Origin of the sequence: Nocardia sp. NPDC058666 (assembly GCF_042714895.1) — a bacterium.
In the GTDB taxonomy this organism is placed as follows: Bacteria; Actinomycetota; Actinomycetes; order Mycobacteriales; family Mycobacteriaceae; genus Nocardia.
Genome location: NZ_JBHXRY010000005.1, coordinates 389,964 through 404,615 on the forward strand (window position 1 = coordinate 389,964; position 14,652 = coordinate 404,615).

A 14,652-nucleotide genomic window follows, 5' to 3' on the forward strand; every position below is an offset into this window, starting at 1 on the left:
CTTTGTCCTCGGGGTGTGATTTTGGGGGGGTGGGGGGGTGGGGGAGGGGGAGGGGGAAAGTGTGTGGGGGGGTGGGCGCGCAAAATGAAACCCCCCCCCCCCGCACCCCGCTCCCGGCGAACACACCGCAACCGGTCATGATTGGTGGACCGCGCACCCAGGCGTAACATTCCACACAGGAATGTAGTTCGAAGGGAGTTGACCGTTGACCGACACCGAGACTCGACGCCGCCCGCTGAACTCCACCGCGGCCTCGCTACTGGGGTTCCTGCACGAGGGCCCGAGATCGGGCTGGGACCTGGCCACGCAGGCCCAGCAACGCATCGGCGACTTCTGGACCATCACGCAAAGCCAGGTCTATCGCGAGCTGTCCACGATGGACGCCGCGGGCCTGGTGACCAAGGGTGAACGCGGCGCCAGGGAACGCACGCCCTACCGGATCACCGATGTCGGACGTGATGCGTTCGCGGAGTGGATCAGCCGCGATCCCGGCGCAGAAACCATCCGGGTGCCGCTGCTGCTCACGCTGTCGTTCGGCGAGCATCTCGAGCCTGCGCACCGCGATCGAATCATCGCCGCCAACAAGAACATTCACCAGGATCGCCTCGACCGCTACCTCGACGAGGACGAGACCGCCCTGGCACCGCACCAGCGCGCCACCCTCGAATTCGGTATCGCCTACGAGCGGGCGGTGCTGCACTGGTTCGACCAGTTGCCCACGATCTTCACCGCGTCCACCCCGCACTGAGCTGATCCCGGCGCCGACGGCCGGCCGCGTCGATCTCGTAGACCGCATCGATGCGGACGGTGCAAGGACCCGCGGTTCGACCCGCGCAGGTCAGCGCACGCGATGCGACGCGGACTCGCGCAGCCAGTCGACGGCCTCGCTCACCTGCGCCACCGCGTGCGCACCCGCGGGCAGCGGCGGCCGGTCGATCATGATCACCGGCAGACCGGCCGTGCGCGCGGCGAAGATCTTCGCTTCGGTCTGCTGTCCACCACTGTTCTTGGTGACCAGCACATCGATGCGATGACGCGACATCAACACCAGTTCCTCGTCGAACGTGAACGGCCCACGTGCCAGCAGCAGTTGCGAACGCGGCGGCAGCGGCACCTCGGGCGCGTCGATGGAGCGGATGACGAAACGGTGCCCCGTGCACCCGGTGAACGCGCCGACACCCTGACGGCCGATGGTCAGCAGAACCTGCTCGTCCTGCGCGCTCAGCGCCGCGGCTGCCGACTCCAGATCGGGCACACGGGTCCACAGATCACCGCGCCGCTGCACCCACTCGGGGCGGCGCACGTGCAGCGCGGGAATGTCCAGATCGGCCGCGGCGGTGGCCGCGTGCGCGCTGACCTGCGCAGCGAAGGGATGTGTCGCGTCCACGACAGCGTCGATCGCGTTCTCGCGTAACCAGGTTCGGAGGCCCTCGACACCACCGAAACCACCTACGCGGACCGCGCCGACCGGAAGCCGCGGATTGGCGACCCGCCCGGCAAGCGACGACACGATGTCGAGTCCACGCTCTCCGGACGCTACGCGCGCCAACTCCCTGGCCTCACTGGTGCCGCCGAGGATCAGAACTCTCAGGACACCCCTCCGACATCAGCGGAACGGGTATCGCCTTGACAAACACTGCTATCGAACTTCGAGTACTTCATGTAACTCTCCATCACGGAAAACCGAACCGAGGGATTACCCGGAACGGCAACGACCCTACCCCCGAGCCGATCGTTCTACACGTGGGGTCCGAAACTTTTACGGCCCGCGGACCCTGCGGGAACGGATTCATCGTGATCTGCGCGTGATCTGATCGTGATCGGGCGGGCGGGCCCGCACACGGTCAACCAGCGGGTTTTCTGACAATCCACTGGGCCACCGGCAAGTGTGGTCGCCAGGCCGTGAACCCGCCCAGCGGTTCGCCGCGATAGATCTGAAATTTTCGCAGGCTGCCGCCGAACCGGGCAGACCACTCGAGTAGCAGCGCTTCCGATTCCGCAGTGACGGCATTGGCCACCAGGCGGCCGCCGGGGCGCAGGCGCTGCCAGCAGCGGTCGAACATGCCGTCCTGGGTGAGGCCGCCGCCGAGAAATATCGCATCGGGCGCCGGGATCATTTCTTCGGCTAACTCTGAGCTCACTTCACCGCGGATCGTTATTCCCGGGACGCCGAGCGCGACGGAATTGGTCGCGATTTGTTCCCGGCGAGCGGGCAATCGTTCGAAGGAGACCGCGCGGCACAGCGGGTGCGTGCGGCACCATTCGATGGCGATACTGCCCGAGCCGCCGCCGATATCCCACAGCATTTCCCCCGGTGTGGGCGCCAGGGCGGTGACGGTGAGGGCGCGGACCTCGGCCTTGGTGAGTTGGCCGTCGCCGGTGAAGGCGGTGTCGGCCAGGCCGGGCAGGCGGGTGTCGCGGCGGGTGTCGGGGTCGGCGTGGCAGTCGATGGCGACGATGTTGAGTGGGTCACCCGGTGGGTGCGGCCAGTGCGCGGCGGGGGCGGTGCGCAGGTGTTCGGTGGGGCCGCCGAGTTGTTCCAGCACGGTCAGTGTCGAGGCGCCGAAACCGTTGTCGCGCAGCAATTCCGCGACCCTACTCGGCGTGTTCTGGTCTTCGCTGAGGACGAGGATGCGACGACCATCGGACAATTCGGGCACGATGGTGGGCAATGGTCGGGCAACCACGCTCACGACCGGAGTTTCGGCCAGCGGCCAGCCCAGTCGCGCGCAGGCCAGCGATGCCGAGGAGGGCTGCGGGAACACGCGCAGGGCCGCGGGGCCGAACCTGCGGGCCAGGGTCACGCCGATTCCGTAGAACATGGGGTCGCCGCTGGCCAGCACGCCGATGCGGCGATCGGCGTTGCGCGCGAACAACTCCGGTAGTGCGGGGAGCAGGGGTGTGGGCCACGGGACGCGTTCGGCTTCGCTGGGTGGGAGCAGTGCCAGCTGGCGTGCGGATCCGAACACCACGTCGCAGTCGGCGAGAGCTGCCCGGACCGTCTCCCCCAGTCCGGACCAGCCGTCGGCACCGATCCCGGCTACCACGACCGGGTGACCTGACCAGTGCTCGGTCAACGCGGCATCCGACGCCACACCGATTGCGGGAGCAGACGCATCACGAAGAAGGCCAGGGCCAGGCGGCCGGGGATGGCGACTCGGGTGGCGCCCTTGTCGAGGCTGGCGACCACCGCGTCGGCGACCTGGTCGGGGGTGCTGGACATCGGCGCCGGGTCCATGCCGGTGGTCATGCGGCCGATCACGAAGCCCGATCGGACCAGCAGCAGTTGGACGCCGGTGCCGTGCAGGGCGTCGCCCAGGCCGCTGGCGAAGCCGTCCAGGCCCGCTTTGGCCGAACCGTAGACGTAGTTGGCCCGGCGCACGCGTACGCCCGCGATGGAGCTGAAAACGACGATCTGGCCGCTGCCCTGTGCGCGCATCAGGTTCGCCAAGGTCGTCAGGACGCTGACCTGGGCGACGTAGTCGGTGTGTACGACGGCTACCGCGTGCGCGGGATCCTGCTCGGCCCGATCCTGGTTGCCCAGAATGCCGAACGCCAGGACGGCGGTGGCGATACCGCCGTGTTCGGCGGCGAGCTTTTCCAGCAGGGGTGCGTGGGTGGCGGTCTCGTCGGCGTCGAATTCCGCGGTGTGGACCGCTGCCGCGCCCGCCGCGTGCAGCTGCTCGATCTCGGCGTCCAGTGCGTCGGCGCGGCGGGCGGCCAGGATCACCACGCGTCCGGGTGCCAGCCTGCGCGCCACTTCCAGGCCGATCTCACTGCGCCCACCCAGGACCAGCACCGGCCCGTCGTTCTGCTTTCCCATAGTGCCAGTGTGTCATCCGGTCGATTCCACCGATCTCAGCCGGTGCGGCTACCGTTTCGGACATGCCGACCACGACCGTCCAGCTGTCCCCCGCCGCGCTCGAATTCGTCACGCAGCGACACCTGGCCACGCTGACCACCTTGCGCGCCGACGGCACTCCGCACGTGGTCGCGGTGGGATTCACGTGGGATCCCGAGAGCGGGATCGCGCGCGTGATCACCGACGGCGCGTCGGTGAAGGCGCGCAATGCCGGGCGCGGTGGGTATGCGGCGGTGAGCCAGGTCGACGGGGCGCGGTGGATCACCCTCGAGGGTCCGGCGACGGTGCTGGACGACAGCGCCGACGTCGCGGAGGCTGTGCGCCGCTACACGCAGCGCTACCGGGTGCCGCGCGAGAACCCTACCCGCGTCGTCGTCGCGATTCAGGTGCGGCGGGTGCTGTCGTCGGGAACCCTGAAATAGCCTGTGCGCGAACCGTTTACAGCACGGTCAGACCGTGCGGCCGGTTGTTCATCGACTCCACACCGTCCTCGGTGACCACCACGATGTCTTCGATCCGCGCGCCCCATTGGCCGCGGAAGTAGATCCCCGGTTCGATGCTGAACGCCATGCCGGGCTCGAGCACCATGTCGTTGCCCGCCACGATGTAGGGCTCCTCGTGCACCGACAGGCCGATGCCGTGCCCGGTGCGGTGGATGAAGGCGTCGCCCAGGCCCGCGTCGGCGAGCACGGTGCGCGCGGCCGCGTCGATGGATTCCGCGGTCACGCCGGGTCGGACAGCGGCCACGGCAGCGGCCTGGGCGGCTTCGAGGACAGCCATCTGCTCGACGACCTGTGGGCTCGGGGTGCCCAGCACGTAGGTGCGGGTGGAGTCGGAGTAGTAGCCGGGTTCGACGGGGCCGCCGATGTCGATGACGACCACGTCACCGGGTTCGATCACGCGATCGGAGACCTCGTGGTGCGGGTCGGCGCCGTGCGGGCCGCTGCCGACGATGACGAACGCCGCCTCGGTGTGGCCTTCGTCGATGATCGCGGCGGTGATGTCGGCGGCCACCTCGGCCTCGGTGCGTCCCGCGCGCAGGAATTCGCCCATTCGCGCGTGCACCCGGTCGATGGCGGCACCGGCGCGGCGCAGTGCGTCGATCTCGGCGTCGTCTTTGATCATGCGCGACTGGCGCAGCACCGGTGTGGCCGAGGCGGGCAGCCCGGTGGTGGCCTGGGCCAGGGGGATCAGGTGCAGGGCGGGCATGGCGTCGGCGACCGCGATGCGCGAACCGGCGTGCAGGGTCGAGCGCACGAGCTGGTACGGATCGACGCCGTCGACCCAGTCCAGCACCCGCAGGCCCAGTTCGCCGGCCGCGGAATCGGCCAGTGCGGCGAGTTCGAGTTTCGGGATGATCACCGACGGTGTCGATCCGTCGGCGGGGATCACCAGGCAGGTGAGCCGTTCGAAGGATTCCGCCGCCGACCCGATCAGGTAGCGCAGGTCGGGTCCGGGGGTGATCAGCAGGGCGTCCAAACTCGCCGCCCGCATCAATTCCACGGCCCGTTCCAGCCGCTGCCCGTAAACCTTCGCCTCGAACCTGGCCTCCGTGTGCGCACTCATGAGATCCGACGTTACCCGCCCGACCGCTCGCGGGATCGGCAGCCCGACCGACACCGAGCAACGAGCGACGTGCCTGAGCACTGCCACCGCAGGATTGTCGGTGGCTCGGTGCACAATCTCCGGTGTGACCGTTGACGAGAGCACCCGCGGACCCCTGTTGATCCTCGATGGCGCCAGCCTGTGGTTCCGCGCGTACTACGGGATCCCTGACAAACTCCGCGACGCCGAAGGACGTTCGGTGAACGCGGTGCGCGGATTCACCGACATGGTGGCCTCTTTGATCACCAAGCACCGGCCCAGCAGGCTCGTGGTGGGCCTGGATCTGGATTGGCGGCCGCCGTTCCGGGTGGCGCTGGTGCCCTCGTACAAGGCGCATCGCCTCGACACCAGCACCGCCGCCGCACCGGGCGCCGAAGAGGTGCCCGACACGCTCACCCCGCAGGTCGCGATGATCCTCGAGGTCCTGGACGCGGCCGGGATCGCCACCGGCGGCGCGGCGGGCCTCGAGGCCGACGATGTGCTGGGCACCCTCGCCAGCCGGGAACGCACCGACCCCGTCGTGGTGGTCAGCGGCGACCGCGACCTGTTGCAATTGGTGCGCGACGACCCCGCGCCGCCGGTCCGGGTGCTCTACGTCGGCCGTGGCTTGGCCAAGGCCGAACTATTCGGTCCCGCCGAGCTGTCGGCGAAATATGGTGTGCCCGAACAGAATGCGGGCCCGGCCTACGCCGATATGGCCACCTTGCGCGGCGACGCCTCCGATGGTCTGCCCGGCGTGGCGGGCATCGGCGACAAGTCCGCCGCCCAGCTGATCACGAAATTCGGCTCGCTGGACGCGTTGATGGCCGCGGTCGCCGATCCCGGTTCCGATATCGCCAAGGGTGTGCGCGCGAAACTCGTTGCCGCGCAGGACTATCTGAAGGTCGCCGCCCCGGTCGTACGGGTGGTCCGCGACGCCGACGTCGTGCTGTCGGGCCCGGATATCTTGCCCGCCACTCCCATTGACCCGGACCGGCTGCGCGCGCTGGCCACCGCGTACAACGCCGAAAGCCCGATCGCCCGCCTGGTCACCGCCTTGGCCAAGGCCGGCACCGACTGAACCGGAAACGAGTCCGGGCCGCCCGCAAAATTCGCGGACGGCCCGGCAAACTCGGTGCGGCAACCTAGTTCGGTCGACCGACCTCGTAGGTGCCGTCTTCCTTGGTGATCTTGACGGTGACCTTCTTCGCCTCGCCGCTGACCTTCAGGTCGCAGGTGAAGGTCGCATCGACCTCCACGGCCTGACCCGACGGGCAGCTGACATCGGACACGTCGGCGATGCCGTAGGAGTCCTTCAGCACGCGCGAAACACCGTCTTGCACAGCCGCATTGTCGAGTTCATCCGACGACAGCAGCACCACCAGCAGGGCGATCACGGCGGCGACCACGAGCACGCCCGCCACGCCGAGCCCGATGATCAGGCCCTTACCCTTCTTGGCACCGGCGGCCTGCTGCGGCTGCGGTGCGGGCTGCTGCCCCCACTGCTGCTGCGGCGCGGGCTGCTGGCCCCACTGCTGTTGCGGTGCGGGCTGCTGCCCCCACTGCGGCTGTGCGGCTTGGTTGTTCCAGTCCTGCGGCGGCGGCTGGGTCTGACCCCACTGCTGCTGTGGGCCGGTGCCCTGCTGCGGCGGCACGCCACCGTGCTGCGGCTGACCCCACTGCTGCTGCGGCTGCTGGGGCTGTTGTCCCCATTGCTGCTGCGGCTGCTGCTGATTGGGCTGCGGCGCGTTCGGGTCACCCCACTGCTGGGTGGGCTGTACGCCTTGCTGCGGCGGCTGTGCGCCCTGCTGCGGCGGTTGTGCCCCGCCACCCCAATGTTGGGTGGGACCGGCGCCACCGGCCCCCTGCTGACCCCCCCAGTGCTGGGTGGGGTCGTTATTCCCCTCCCCGGGGTTGTTCGGTCCGTAAGGGCCGCTCATCCACTCGCCTCCACTCGCATCATTAGTTCATACGGTAGCCCCCCGCGCCGGGCCTGCCGCATTCGCACGACATCCGCCTCACGGTCGGTACGCGAAGAAATCAAATCACAGACGTACCGACTACGCGGCGTCCACCGCGACGACACCCCGCCGCACCGCCCGGACCGCCTTGGCCGCGGTGGACGCGATCTCGGGGTCGTCGGCGGTGTTGTGGATCTGATCGAGCAGGTCGATCACCTGCCTGCACCACCGCACGAAATCGCCGGCCGACATCGTGGTGCCCGGGTCGCCGCTGGCCAGCAACGACTCGGCCAACGCGTCACCGCGCGCCCATTTGTACACCCCGGTGACGAACCCCAGGTCGGGTTCGCGGGTGGGCGGAAGCTTGTGTCGCGCTTCGTCGGCGCGCAGGTCCGACCACACTTCGATGGTGGCCGCGATCGCCCGTCGGATGGGGTCGGTGGGGCCAGCGGGGGTGAGCGGGCCGGTCTCCTGCCGCGACTCGAAGACCAGCGTGGACACCACCGCGGCCAGTTCGGCCGGGCCTAGTCCGCGCCACAATCCCTGCCGCAGCGCTTCCGCGACGACCAGGTCGCTTTCGGCGTAGATCCGGGCCAGTCGCCTGCCTTCCGCGGTCACCTCACCGTGCGCGACGAAGCCGCGTTCCTCGAGCAGTCCCACGATCCGATCGAAGGTGCGCGCCAACGAATTCGTGGTCGCGGCAACCTTCTGGCGCATCGTCTCGGTCTCGCGTGCCAGGCGTGTATACCGCTCGCCGACGCGGCCGAGTTGCTCCCGATCGGGACGGTCGTGCGCGGGATGCGAACGCAGACTGCGCCGCAAGGTCGACAGTTGACGATCTTCGCCACCGCGCACCCGTTCAGTCCGCTTGCCCCTGCGCGGAGTGGAAATTCCGGTGCTCCGCAACGCCGAGGCCAGATCGCGGCGAATGCGCGCGGTCCGGTGATCGACGCGTCGCGGCAGATCCATCCGCCCCAGCGCTTCGGCGGGTTCAGGGAAATCCGCCGCGGAAACCCTTCCGGCCCAATGGTCTTCGGTCAACACCAGTGGACGCGGGTCCCCCGGTGTCTGGTCGGGTTCGAGAATCACCGCAAGGCCCGCACGCTTGCCCACCGGAATCGCGACCACGTCACCGCGACGCAATTCGATCAGTGCCTTCACCGCCGCACCGCGTCGGTCGGACCGGCCCTGCTGTTGGATTTCGCGCTCGCGCTGCTTGATTCGGTCGCGCAGGGCCATGTACTCCATGAACTTGCCGTCGACGCCCCCGAGCTGACTCTCGAGTTTGCGCAGTGCGCCTTCGTTGCGCTCGATGCCACGCACCAAACCCACCACCGACCGGTCGGCCTGGAACTGCGCGAACGACCGTTCCAGCAGGGTGCGTGCCTCCTGGGCGCCCATCCGGTCGATCAGGTTGATCGACATGTTGTAACCGGGCTTGAACGAACTGCGCAGCGGATAGGTGCGCGTGGAGGCGAGCCCGGCGACCGCGCTGGTGTCGACCTCGGGCTGCCACAGCACCACCGCGTGACCCTCGACATCGATACCGCGCCGCCCCGCGCGACCGGTGAGCTGGGTGTACTCACCCGGCGTGAGCTCGGCGTGGGTTTCCCCGTTGTACTTCACCAACCGCTCGAGCACCACCGTGCGCGCGGGCATGTTGATGCCCAGCGCCAGGGTTTCGGTGGCGAACACCGCGCGCACCATGCCCTTGACGAACAGTTCTTCCACGGTGTGCCGGAAGGCCGGCAGCATTCCGGCGTGGTGGGCGGCCAGCCCGCGGTGCAGCGCGTCGCGCCACTCCCAGTAGCCCAGGATTTCCAGGTCGTCCTTGGGCAGGTCGCCGGTGTGCTTTTCGATGATCGCCTCGATCTGCTCGGCGTCACCGGGGCGGCTCAGGTCCAGGCGCGCGCGCAGGCACTGGGCCAGTGCGCCGTCGCAGCCCGCGCGGCTGAAGATGAACGTGATCGCGGGCAGCAGGTTTTCCTCGTCCAGCCGCGCGAGCACGTCGGGTCGCGGCAGCGGTCGGAAGTTGCCGCCGCGCCCGCCACGTCCGCGCGGGCCGCCGTAGCCGTGCATGCGGTCGGCGTTCTCGCGCTGGCGGATGAACCGCACGAGATCTTCGTCGACCACGATCTTGCGATCGCTGGACTTGTTGTCGAACAGGTCGAACATGCGCTTGCCGACCATCACGTGCTGCGACAGCGGCACCGGCCTGGTCTCGTCGACCACGACCGCGGTGTCACCGCGCACGGTCTCCATCCACGCACCGAACTCCTCGGCGTTGGACACCGTGGCCGACAGGCTCACCAGCCGCACGTCCGGGGGCAGGTGCAGGATCACTTCCTCCCACACCGCGCCGCGGAACCGGTCGGCCAGGTAGTGCACCTCGTCCATCACCACATACGACAGCCCCTGCAGCGAATCCGAGGACGCGTAGAGCATGTTGCGCAGCACCTCGGTGGTCATCACGACCACCGGCGCACCGGGGTTGATCGACTGGTCACCGGTGAGCAGGCCGACACTGTCGCGCCCGTAGCGGGCGGTCAGGTCGGCGAACTTCTGGTTCGACAATGCCTTGATCGGGGTGGTGTAGAAGCACTTTCCGCCCGAGGCCATCGCCATGTGCACGGCGAACTCGCCCACGATCGTCTTGCCCGCACCGGTGGGGGCGCAGACCAGCACGCTGTGGCCCTCTTCCAGGGCCGCACACGCGGTGCGCTGGAAGGGGTCCAGATCGAAGGAGATTTCACCGGCGAATTTCGCCAGTTCGCTGGGCAGCCCCGGAGAGTCGGTCACATGTCAGAGCGTATCGGAGTAGTCCGACACCGGGCGCGTGGATTTCTGCGGGTCGTCCACCGGATCGGCGGTGGACACCGGATCGGGGGTGGGCAGCGGGGAGGCTTCCTCGTCGTCGAGCGCGCCCCAGCCGTCCTTGGCTTCCCGGCGCGCCTTGCGGGCGTCGCTGATGCGCGAGAACTGCACGGCGAACTCGAACAGCACGGTCAGCGCCAATGCCAGCGCCAGCATCGAGAACGGGTCCTGCGGTGTCACGATCGCGGCGAACACGAACAGCCCGAAGATCATCCCGCGCCGCCACGCCTTGAGCTTGACGTAGGGCAGCACCCCGACCAGGTTCAGGCCGATCACGATCAACGGTGTCTCGAAACTGACACCGAAGATGATCAGCAACTGGATGATGAAACCGAAGTACTGGTTACCGCTCAGCGCGGTGATCTGGACGTTGTCACCGATGGTCAACAGGAACGACAACGCGTGCGAGACCACCACGTACGCCAGGACCGCGCCCGACACGAACAGCACGGTGCCCGTCACCACGAAACCGACCGCGAGCTTGCGTTCCTTCGCGTACAGGCCGGGGGTGATGAACGCCCACAGTTGATACAGCCAGAACGGTGTCGCGATGACCACGCCCGCGGTGAAACCCACCTTCAACCGGAGCATGAACTGGTCGAACGGTCCGGTCGCCAGCAACCGGCAGGCACCGTCGGGGCTCAGGCTCGCGCGCGCCGACGCGGGCAGCGCACAGTAGGGGCCGCGCAGGATCTCGCCCAGGCTTTCCAGCCCGAACAGGGTGTGCGCGTACCAGTAGAAGCCGATCAGTGTGGTGACCGCGATCGCGGCCAGTGCCAACAGCAACCGGGTGCGCAGTTCCTGCAGGTGCTCGACCAACGACATGGTGCCGTCGGGATTCGTCCTGCGCTTGGCGCGCCGGGGATCGAACGGGATGCGCATGGTGGGTGGTGGCCTCTAACCCTCGGTTCGGTCGACTACACAGCACTTCACCCCGGAGCAGTGGCTACCGCCCCGGGGTCGATGCGCAGCTCAGAGGGTTTTGTGTCCCTGCTGCGGTTCCACGATCGGGGTCTGCGCCTGCGTCGCCGATGCGGACAGCTGCTGCGGCGGCGCGGGGGTGGCCGGGGTCGCGGGGGCATCGGTTGCCGCCGATTCCGCCTGCATCTGCCCGACCTCGCTCTTGAAGATGCGCAGCGAACGGCCCAGGCCGCGCGCGGCGTCCGGGAGCCGCTTCGCGCCGAAGAGCAGTACGAACAGCACCGCGATGATCAGCAGGTGCGTCCAACTGAACGAGCCCATTATCAGATACCTCCAAAGATGTGGTGATTACCAATCCTACCTGGGATCGAACCCCGGTGACTGTCCGGCCGAAGCGGTGTTCGCCACGCGTTCAACCCCGCGCGGCCGCCATCGCCCCGGTCAGCTCGGCAAACAACCGGCTTCCGGTGAACCGCGCGGTGTCGCCGGATTCGGCGATCCGGATCAGCTCCGTCAGCCGCCGGTTGACCGGTGTCGGACGCCCCACCATCTCGCCCAGGCGCACGATTTCCCCGCACAACCACGCGATTTCGGTGCGGCGACCCAGCGCGAGATCATCGGCCATCGACGAACGCGCGAGCGGGTCGATGGCCAACACCCGACCGAACACCCGCCGGAAAACGGGGTCGGGCACGCGCAGCAGATGCACCATCAACTCGGGGGGCACAGGAGTGAGCGCGGCGGGCCGAATTCGCGCAGTGTTCATCACCGCGAGGGCTTCGGACTGGGCCAGCGCGAGGCAGCGGCGGTAGTCACGTTCGGCGAGTTCCTCGCGCAGCGGCCTGCCCGACAGCGCGTTGATCGGGTTGTTCAGATTCAGCAGTAACTTGGCCCACTGGACCGGGCGCAGGTCGCGGTGGCGACGCAACGGCAGCCCGGCGGCTTCGAAGCGGTCAGCGAACCGGTCGACGATCTGGTCGTCCTGGATCGCCAGCACGCCGTCGCTGGCGCGGTGGAAACATCCGCGGCCGCGATGCACCACGTTGAACATGACCATCCCGGCCAGTGCCACGCTGGTGGGCAGGATCTCCCTGATCAGGCTGGCGTTGCCGATGCCGTTCTGCAGGCTCACCACCGGCGTGCCCGGACGTAATCGGCCCGAGACCGCGCGCACGGCGGCGGCGGTGTCGGCGGATTTCACGGTGACAAGGACCAGGTCGGCCAGTTCGGGTTCGTCGGGTTCCAGGGCCAGGCCGAAGCGGTCGGGTGGGACTTCGGTCGAGCCGCCGTCCAGGTCGGTCAGGCGCAGGCCGTGTTCGGCGATGTCGTCGAGGATCCGCTGACGGCCCACGAAGATCACTTCCATGCCCGCGGCGGCCAGGTGTCCGCCGATGAAAACCCCGACGCTGCCGGCGCCGAGGACCAGTACTCGCTGACTCACGCGGGTTCGGTCTCCCCTACCAGTCCGGCGGCCGCGTAGGCGGCCAGTGCGGCGTCGGCGCGGTCGCGGACCGCGGCCACCAGTTCGGGTGGGCCCAGCACGGTGACGCCGGTGCCGAAGCCCAGCAGCAGTCGGGCCATCCAGTCCGGCGAGGCGAACCGCATACCGGCGTCGATGCTGCCGTCGGGACGCGATTGGATGCGGTGCATGGGGTATTGATCCAGCACCCACGCGTAGTCGGCGCGGATGCGCAGTGTGGCCAGTGGCACGTCCGGGTCGTCCTGGAACAGGTCAAGCGCGGCCGCGTCGGCGGCGGCGTGGCTGGGCGGGTGCGCGGGTTCGTCGAGTTCGGTGGCGTCTTCGATCCGGTCGAACCGGAACAGGCGCACGCCTTCGGCTTGCCTGCACCAGGCCTGCAGGTAGCTGTTGTTGTCCACCAACACCACGCGGATCGGGTCGACGATGCGTTCGGACACCTCGTCGCGGCTGGCCGAGTAGTAGACCAGGCGCAGGGTTCGCGCGTCGGCGAGGGCCGCGCGCACGGTGGCCACCGCGGGCTTCTCGACGGGGATTTGCGCGGGTTCGACCACGGCGTCGGTGCTGGCGATCGCGGATTCGATCTTGGCGATGGCGGCGTGCGCGGCGGTCGGGTCGACCATGCCGGGCATTTCCACGATCGAGCGCAGGGCCACCAGCAGGGCGGTGGCCTCGGTGGAGGTCAGGCGCAGCGGGCGTTCGATGCCGGCGGAGAAGGTGACCTCGATGCTCTCCTCGGAGAACGACAGGTCGATCAGATCGCCGGGACCGTAGCCGGGAAGCCCGCACATCCACAGCTGATTCAGGTCGCTCATCAGCTGTTTGGTGGTCACGCCCAGTTCGGCGGCGGCCTCGGCGGCGCTGATGCCCGGGTGCGCGAGCAGGTACGGCACCATGTTCAACAGGCGCGAAAGACGTAGGGACAGGCGCGAACTCACGAGTTGACCTCCGTGTGGTGCAGTACCGACCGTAGCCGGTTCATCACGTCGGCGCGCAGTTCCGGTGGTTCGAGAACCAGGACATCGGGGCCGAGGCCCGTGATCAGCCGTGCCACCCAGTCGCGGGAGCGCACAGGTACTTCCAGGACCGAGCCGGGGCGTCCGCCCAGGTCGCGGGTGTCGACTTCGGTGCCGATGCGGCGCAGTTCGCGACCGCGGCCCTTGGCGACCCAGACCGTGGCCGAGCCGGTGACCGGGGTGTCGCCGGTGACGCGGTCCACGATCGCGCGCAGGTCGGTGTGGTCGGGTTTGTGCACGACGTTGTGCGGTCCGTAGGCCTGGACCTGGCCGCCGATCCGTGACAGTCGGAAGGTGCGCACGGCGTCACGTTCGCGGTCGTGTCCCACCAGGTACCAGCGTCCGTGCCGGGTCACCACGCCCCACGGTTCGACATCGCGGGTCACGAACGGGTCGGTGACGGCGCTGTGATGGCCGAAGCGCACCGCCTGCCCCGCGTCGATGGCCGCCAGCAGTGCCCGCAACACCGGTTCCGAGCCGCGGGTGCGCGCGGGCACGGCGGGCACCGACACTCCGACGTTGTCGGTTTCGACGGTGACCCCGGCGGCGCGCAGCTTCAGCAACGCGCCCTCGGCCGCGCCCGCCAGCTCCGGCGACGCCCACATCTGCACCGCGACAGCGACCGCGGCGGCCTCTTCACTGGACAGGTCGATGTCGGGCAGTTCGTAGGCGTCCCGGTTGATCCGGTACCCCTCCAACGTCGAGAACCGCCCCACCGGACCGACTTCGAGGGGAATGCCCAGATCGCGCAGTTCGTTCTTGTCCCGTTCGAACATCCGGCTGAACGCGTCGTCGGTCCCGGAGTCCTCGTAACCGGCCACGCTGGTGCGAATGCGCTCCGCACTCAGGAACTGCCTGGTCGACAGCAGCGCGATGACCAGATTCATCAGCCGCTCGACCTTGGATATCGCCACCCGATAGAGGGTAATGGTCGCACCCGTTCCCCCGCGCGTCGGC

14 protein-coding genes are annotated in these 14,652 nt (G+C 68.6%); 3 read left to right on the top strand and 11 right to left on the bottom strand.

Annotated features, from left to right (window positions below; genetic code table 11):
- The first annotated feature begins 205 nt into the window (after window positions 1-205).
- The gene (locus ACFWVD_RS15670; RefSeq protein ID WP_379243186.1) at window positions 206-748 is read left to right on the top strand and encodes a PadR family transcriptional regulator; all 543 of its coding nucleotides are present in this window, start codon (window positions 206-208) and stop codon (window positions 746-748) included.
- A gap of 90 nt (window positions 749-838) precedes the next feature.
- Here ACFWVD_RS15670 and ACFWVD_RS15675 read toward each other — a convergent pair whose 3' ends face one another.
- The 3 genes from ACFWVD_RS15675 to ACFWVD_RS15685 form a co-directional block, all read right to left on the bottom strand.
- Window positions 839-1,591: a cobalt-precorrin-6A reductase gene (locus ACFWVD_RS15675; protein WP_379243333.1), complete on the bottom strand. Its 753-nt coding sequence runs from the start codon at window positions 1,589-1,591 to the stop codon at window positions 839-841.
- 253 nt (window positions 1,592-1,844) lie between these two features.
- Window positions 1,845-3,095, bottom strand: a complete 1,251-nt coding sequence (cbiE, locus tag ACFWVD_RS15680; RefSeq protein WP_379243188.1) for a precorrin-6y C5,15-methyltransferase (decarboxylating) subunit CbiE — start codon at window positions 3,093-3,095, stop codon at window positions 1,845-1,847.
- The gene (locus tag ACFWVD_RS15685) at window positions 3,074-3,823 is read right to left on the bottom strand and encodes an SDR family NAD(P)-dependent oxidoreductase (RefSeq protein WP_379243190.1); all 750 of its coding nucleotides are present in this window, start codon (window positions 3,821-3,823) and stop codon (window positions 3,074-3,076) included. Before ACFWVD_RS15685 ends, cbiE begins: the two co-directional genes overlap by 22 nt.
- Window positions 3,824-3,885: 62 nt before the next feature.
- Between ACFWVD_RS15685 and ACFWVD_RS15690 the strand changes: the two genes are divergently transcribed.
- Window positions 3,886-4,284 (top strand): TIGR03618 family F420-dependent PPOX class oxidoreductase, encoded by a 399-nt coding sequence (locus ACFWVD_RS15690; protein ID WP_379243192.1) that lies wholly within the window; start codon window positions 3,886-3,888, stop codon window positions 4,282-4,284.
- A gap of 16 nt (window positions 4,285-4,300) precedes the next feature.
- Here the strand turns inward: ACFWVD_RS15690 and ACFWVD_RS15695 are convergent, their stop codons facing one another.
- The gene (locus tag ACFWVD_RS15695; RefSeq protein ID WP_379243194.1) at window positions 4,301-5,428 is read right to left on the bottom strand and encodes a M24 family metallopeptidase; all 1,128 of its coding nucleotides are present in this window, start codon (window positions 5,426-5,428) and stop codon (window positions 4,301-4,303) included.
- A 124-nt stretch (window positions 5,429-5,552) separates the two neighbouring features.
- On the opposite strand from ACFWVD_RS15695, the gene ACFWVD_RS15700 reads away from it, so the two are divergent.
- Window positions 5,553-6,527, top strand: coding sequence for a 5'-3' exonuclease H3TH domain-containing protein (locus tag ACFWVD_RS15700; protein WP_379243196.1), 975 nt, complete (start codon window positions 5,553-5,555; stop codon window positions 6,525-6,527).
- Between the two features lie 64 nt (window positions 6,528-6,591).
- On the opposite strand, the gene ACFWVD_RS15705 is transcribed toward ACFWVD_RS15700, so the two are convergent.
- From ACFWVD_RS15705 to ACFWVD_RS15735, 7 genes are all read right to left on the bottom strand, one after another.
- Window positions 6,592-7,386 (bottom strand): DUF4333 domain-containing protein, encoded by a 795-nt coding sequence (locus ACFWVD_RS15705; RefSeq protein WP_379243198.1) that lies wholly within the window; start codon window positions 7,384-7,386, stop codon window positions 6,592-6,594.
- 120 nt (window positions 7,387-7,506) lie between these two features.
- The gene (locus tag ACFWVD_RS15710; protein ID WP_379243199.1) at window positions 7,507-10,206 is read right to left on the bottom strand and encodes a DEAD/DEAH box helicase; all 2,700 of its coding nucleotides are present in this window, start codon (window positions 10,204-10,206) and stop codon (window positions 7,507-7,509) included.
- A gap of 3 nt (window positions 10,207-10,209) precedes the next feature.
- On the bottom strand, window positions 10,210-11,163 hold the full coding sequence (tatC, locus tag ACFWVD_RS15715; RefSeq protein ID WP_379243201.1) for a twin-arginine translocase subunit TatC: 954 nt from the start codon (window positions 11,161-11,163) through the stop codon (window positions 10,210-10,212).
- A 90-nt stretch (window positions 11,164-11,253) separates the two neighbouring features.
- Window positions 11,254-11,523 carry a Sec-independent protein translocase subunit TatA gene (gene tatA, locus ACFWVD_RS15720; protein WP_379243203.1) on the bottom strand — a complete coding sequence of 90 codons (270 nt, stop codon included), beginning with the start codon at window positions 11,521-11,523 and terminating at the stop codon, window positions 11,254-11,256.
- Between the two features lie 91 nt (window positions 11,524-11,614).
- Window positions 11,615-12,643, bottom strand: coding sequence for a 2-dehydropantoate 2-reductase (locus tag ACFWVD_RS15725; protein ID WP_379243205.1), 1,029 nt, complete (start codon window positions 12,641-12,643; stop codon window positions 11,615-11,617).
- Window positions 12,640-13,617, bottom strand: a complete 978-nt coding sequence (locus ACFWVD_RS15730; protein WP_379243207.1) for a helix-turn-helix transcriptional regulator — start codon at window positions 13,615-13,617, stop codon at window positions 12,640-12,642. The genes ACFWVD_RS15725 and ACFWVD_RS15730 overlap by 4 nt, the downstream gene beginning before the upstream one ends.
- Window positions 13,614-14,609, bottom strand: a complete 996-nt coding sequence (locus ACFWVD_RS15735; protein WP_379243209.1) for a helix-turn-helix transcriptional regulator — start codon at window positions 14,607-14,609, stop codon at window positions 13,614-13,616. The genes ACFWVD_RS15730 and ACFWVD_RS15735 overlap by 4 nt, the downstream gene beginning before the upstream one ends.
- Between the last annotated feature and the right edge of the window lie 43 nt (window positions 14,610-14,652).

Excerpts from the sequence above, each read along its gene's own strand:
- ACFWVD_RS15690 (WP_379243192.1), top strand. The coding sequence starts at position 3,886 with ATGCCGACCACGACCGTCCAGCTGTCCCCCGCCGCGCTCGAATTCGTC.
- tatC (WP_379243201.1), bottom strand. The coding sequence starts at position 11,163 with ATGCGCATCCCGTTCGATCCCCGGCGCGCCAAGCGCAGGACGAATCCC.
- tatA (WP_379243203.1), bottom strand. The coding sequence starts at position 11,523 with ATGGGCTCGTTCAGTTGGACGCACCTGCTGATCATCGCGGTGCTGTTC.
- ACFWVD_RS15695 (WP_379243194.1), bottom strand. The coding sequence starts at position 5,428 with ATGAGTGCGCACACGGAGGCCAGGTTCGAGGCGAAGGTTTACGGGCAG.
- ACFWVD_RS15705 (WP_379243198.1), bottom strand. The coding sequence starts at position 7,386 with ATGAGCGGCCCTTACGGACCGAACAACCCCGGGGAGGGGAATAACGAC.
- ACFWVD_RS15685 (WP_379243190.1), bottom strand. The coding sequence starts at position 3,823 with ATGGGAAAGCAGAACGACGGGCCGGTGCTGGTCCTGGGTGGGCGCAGT.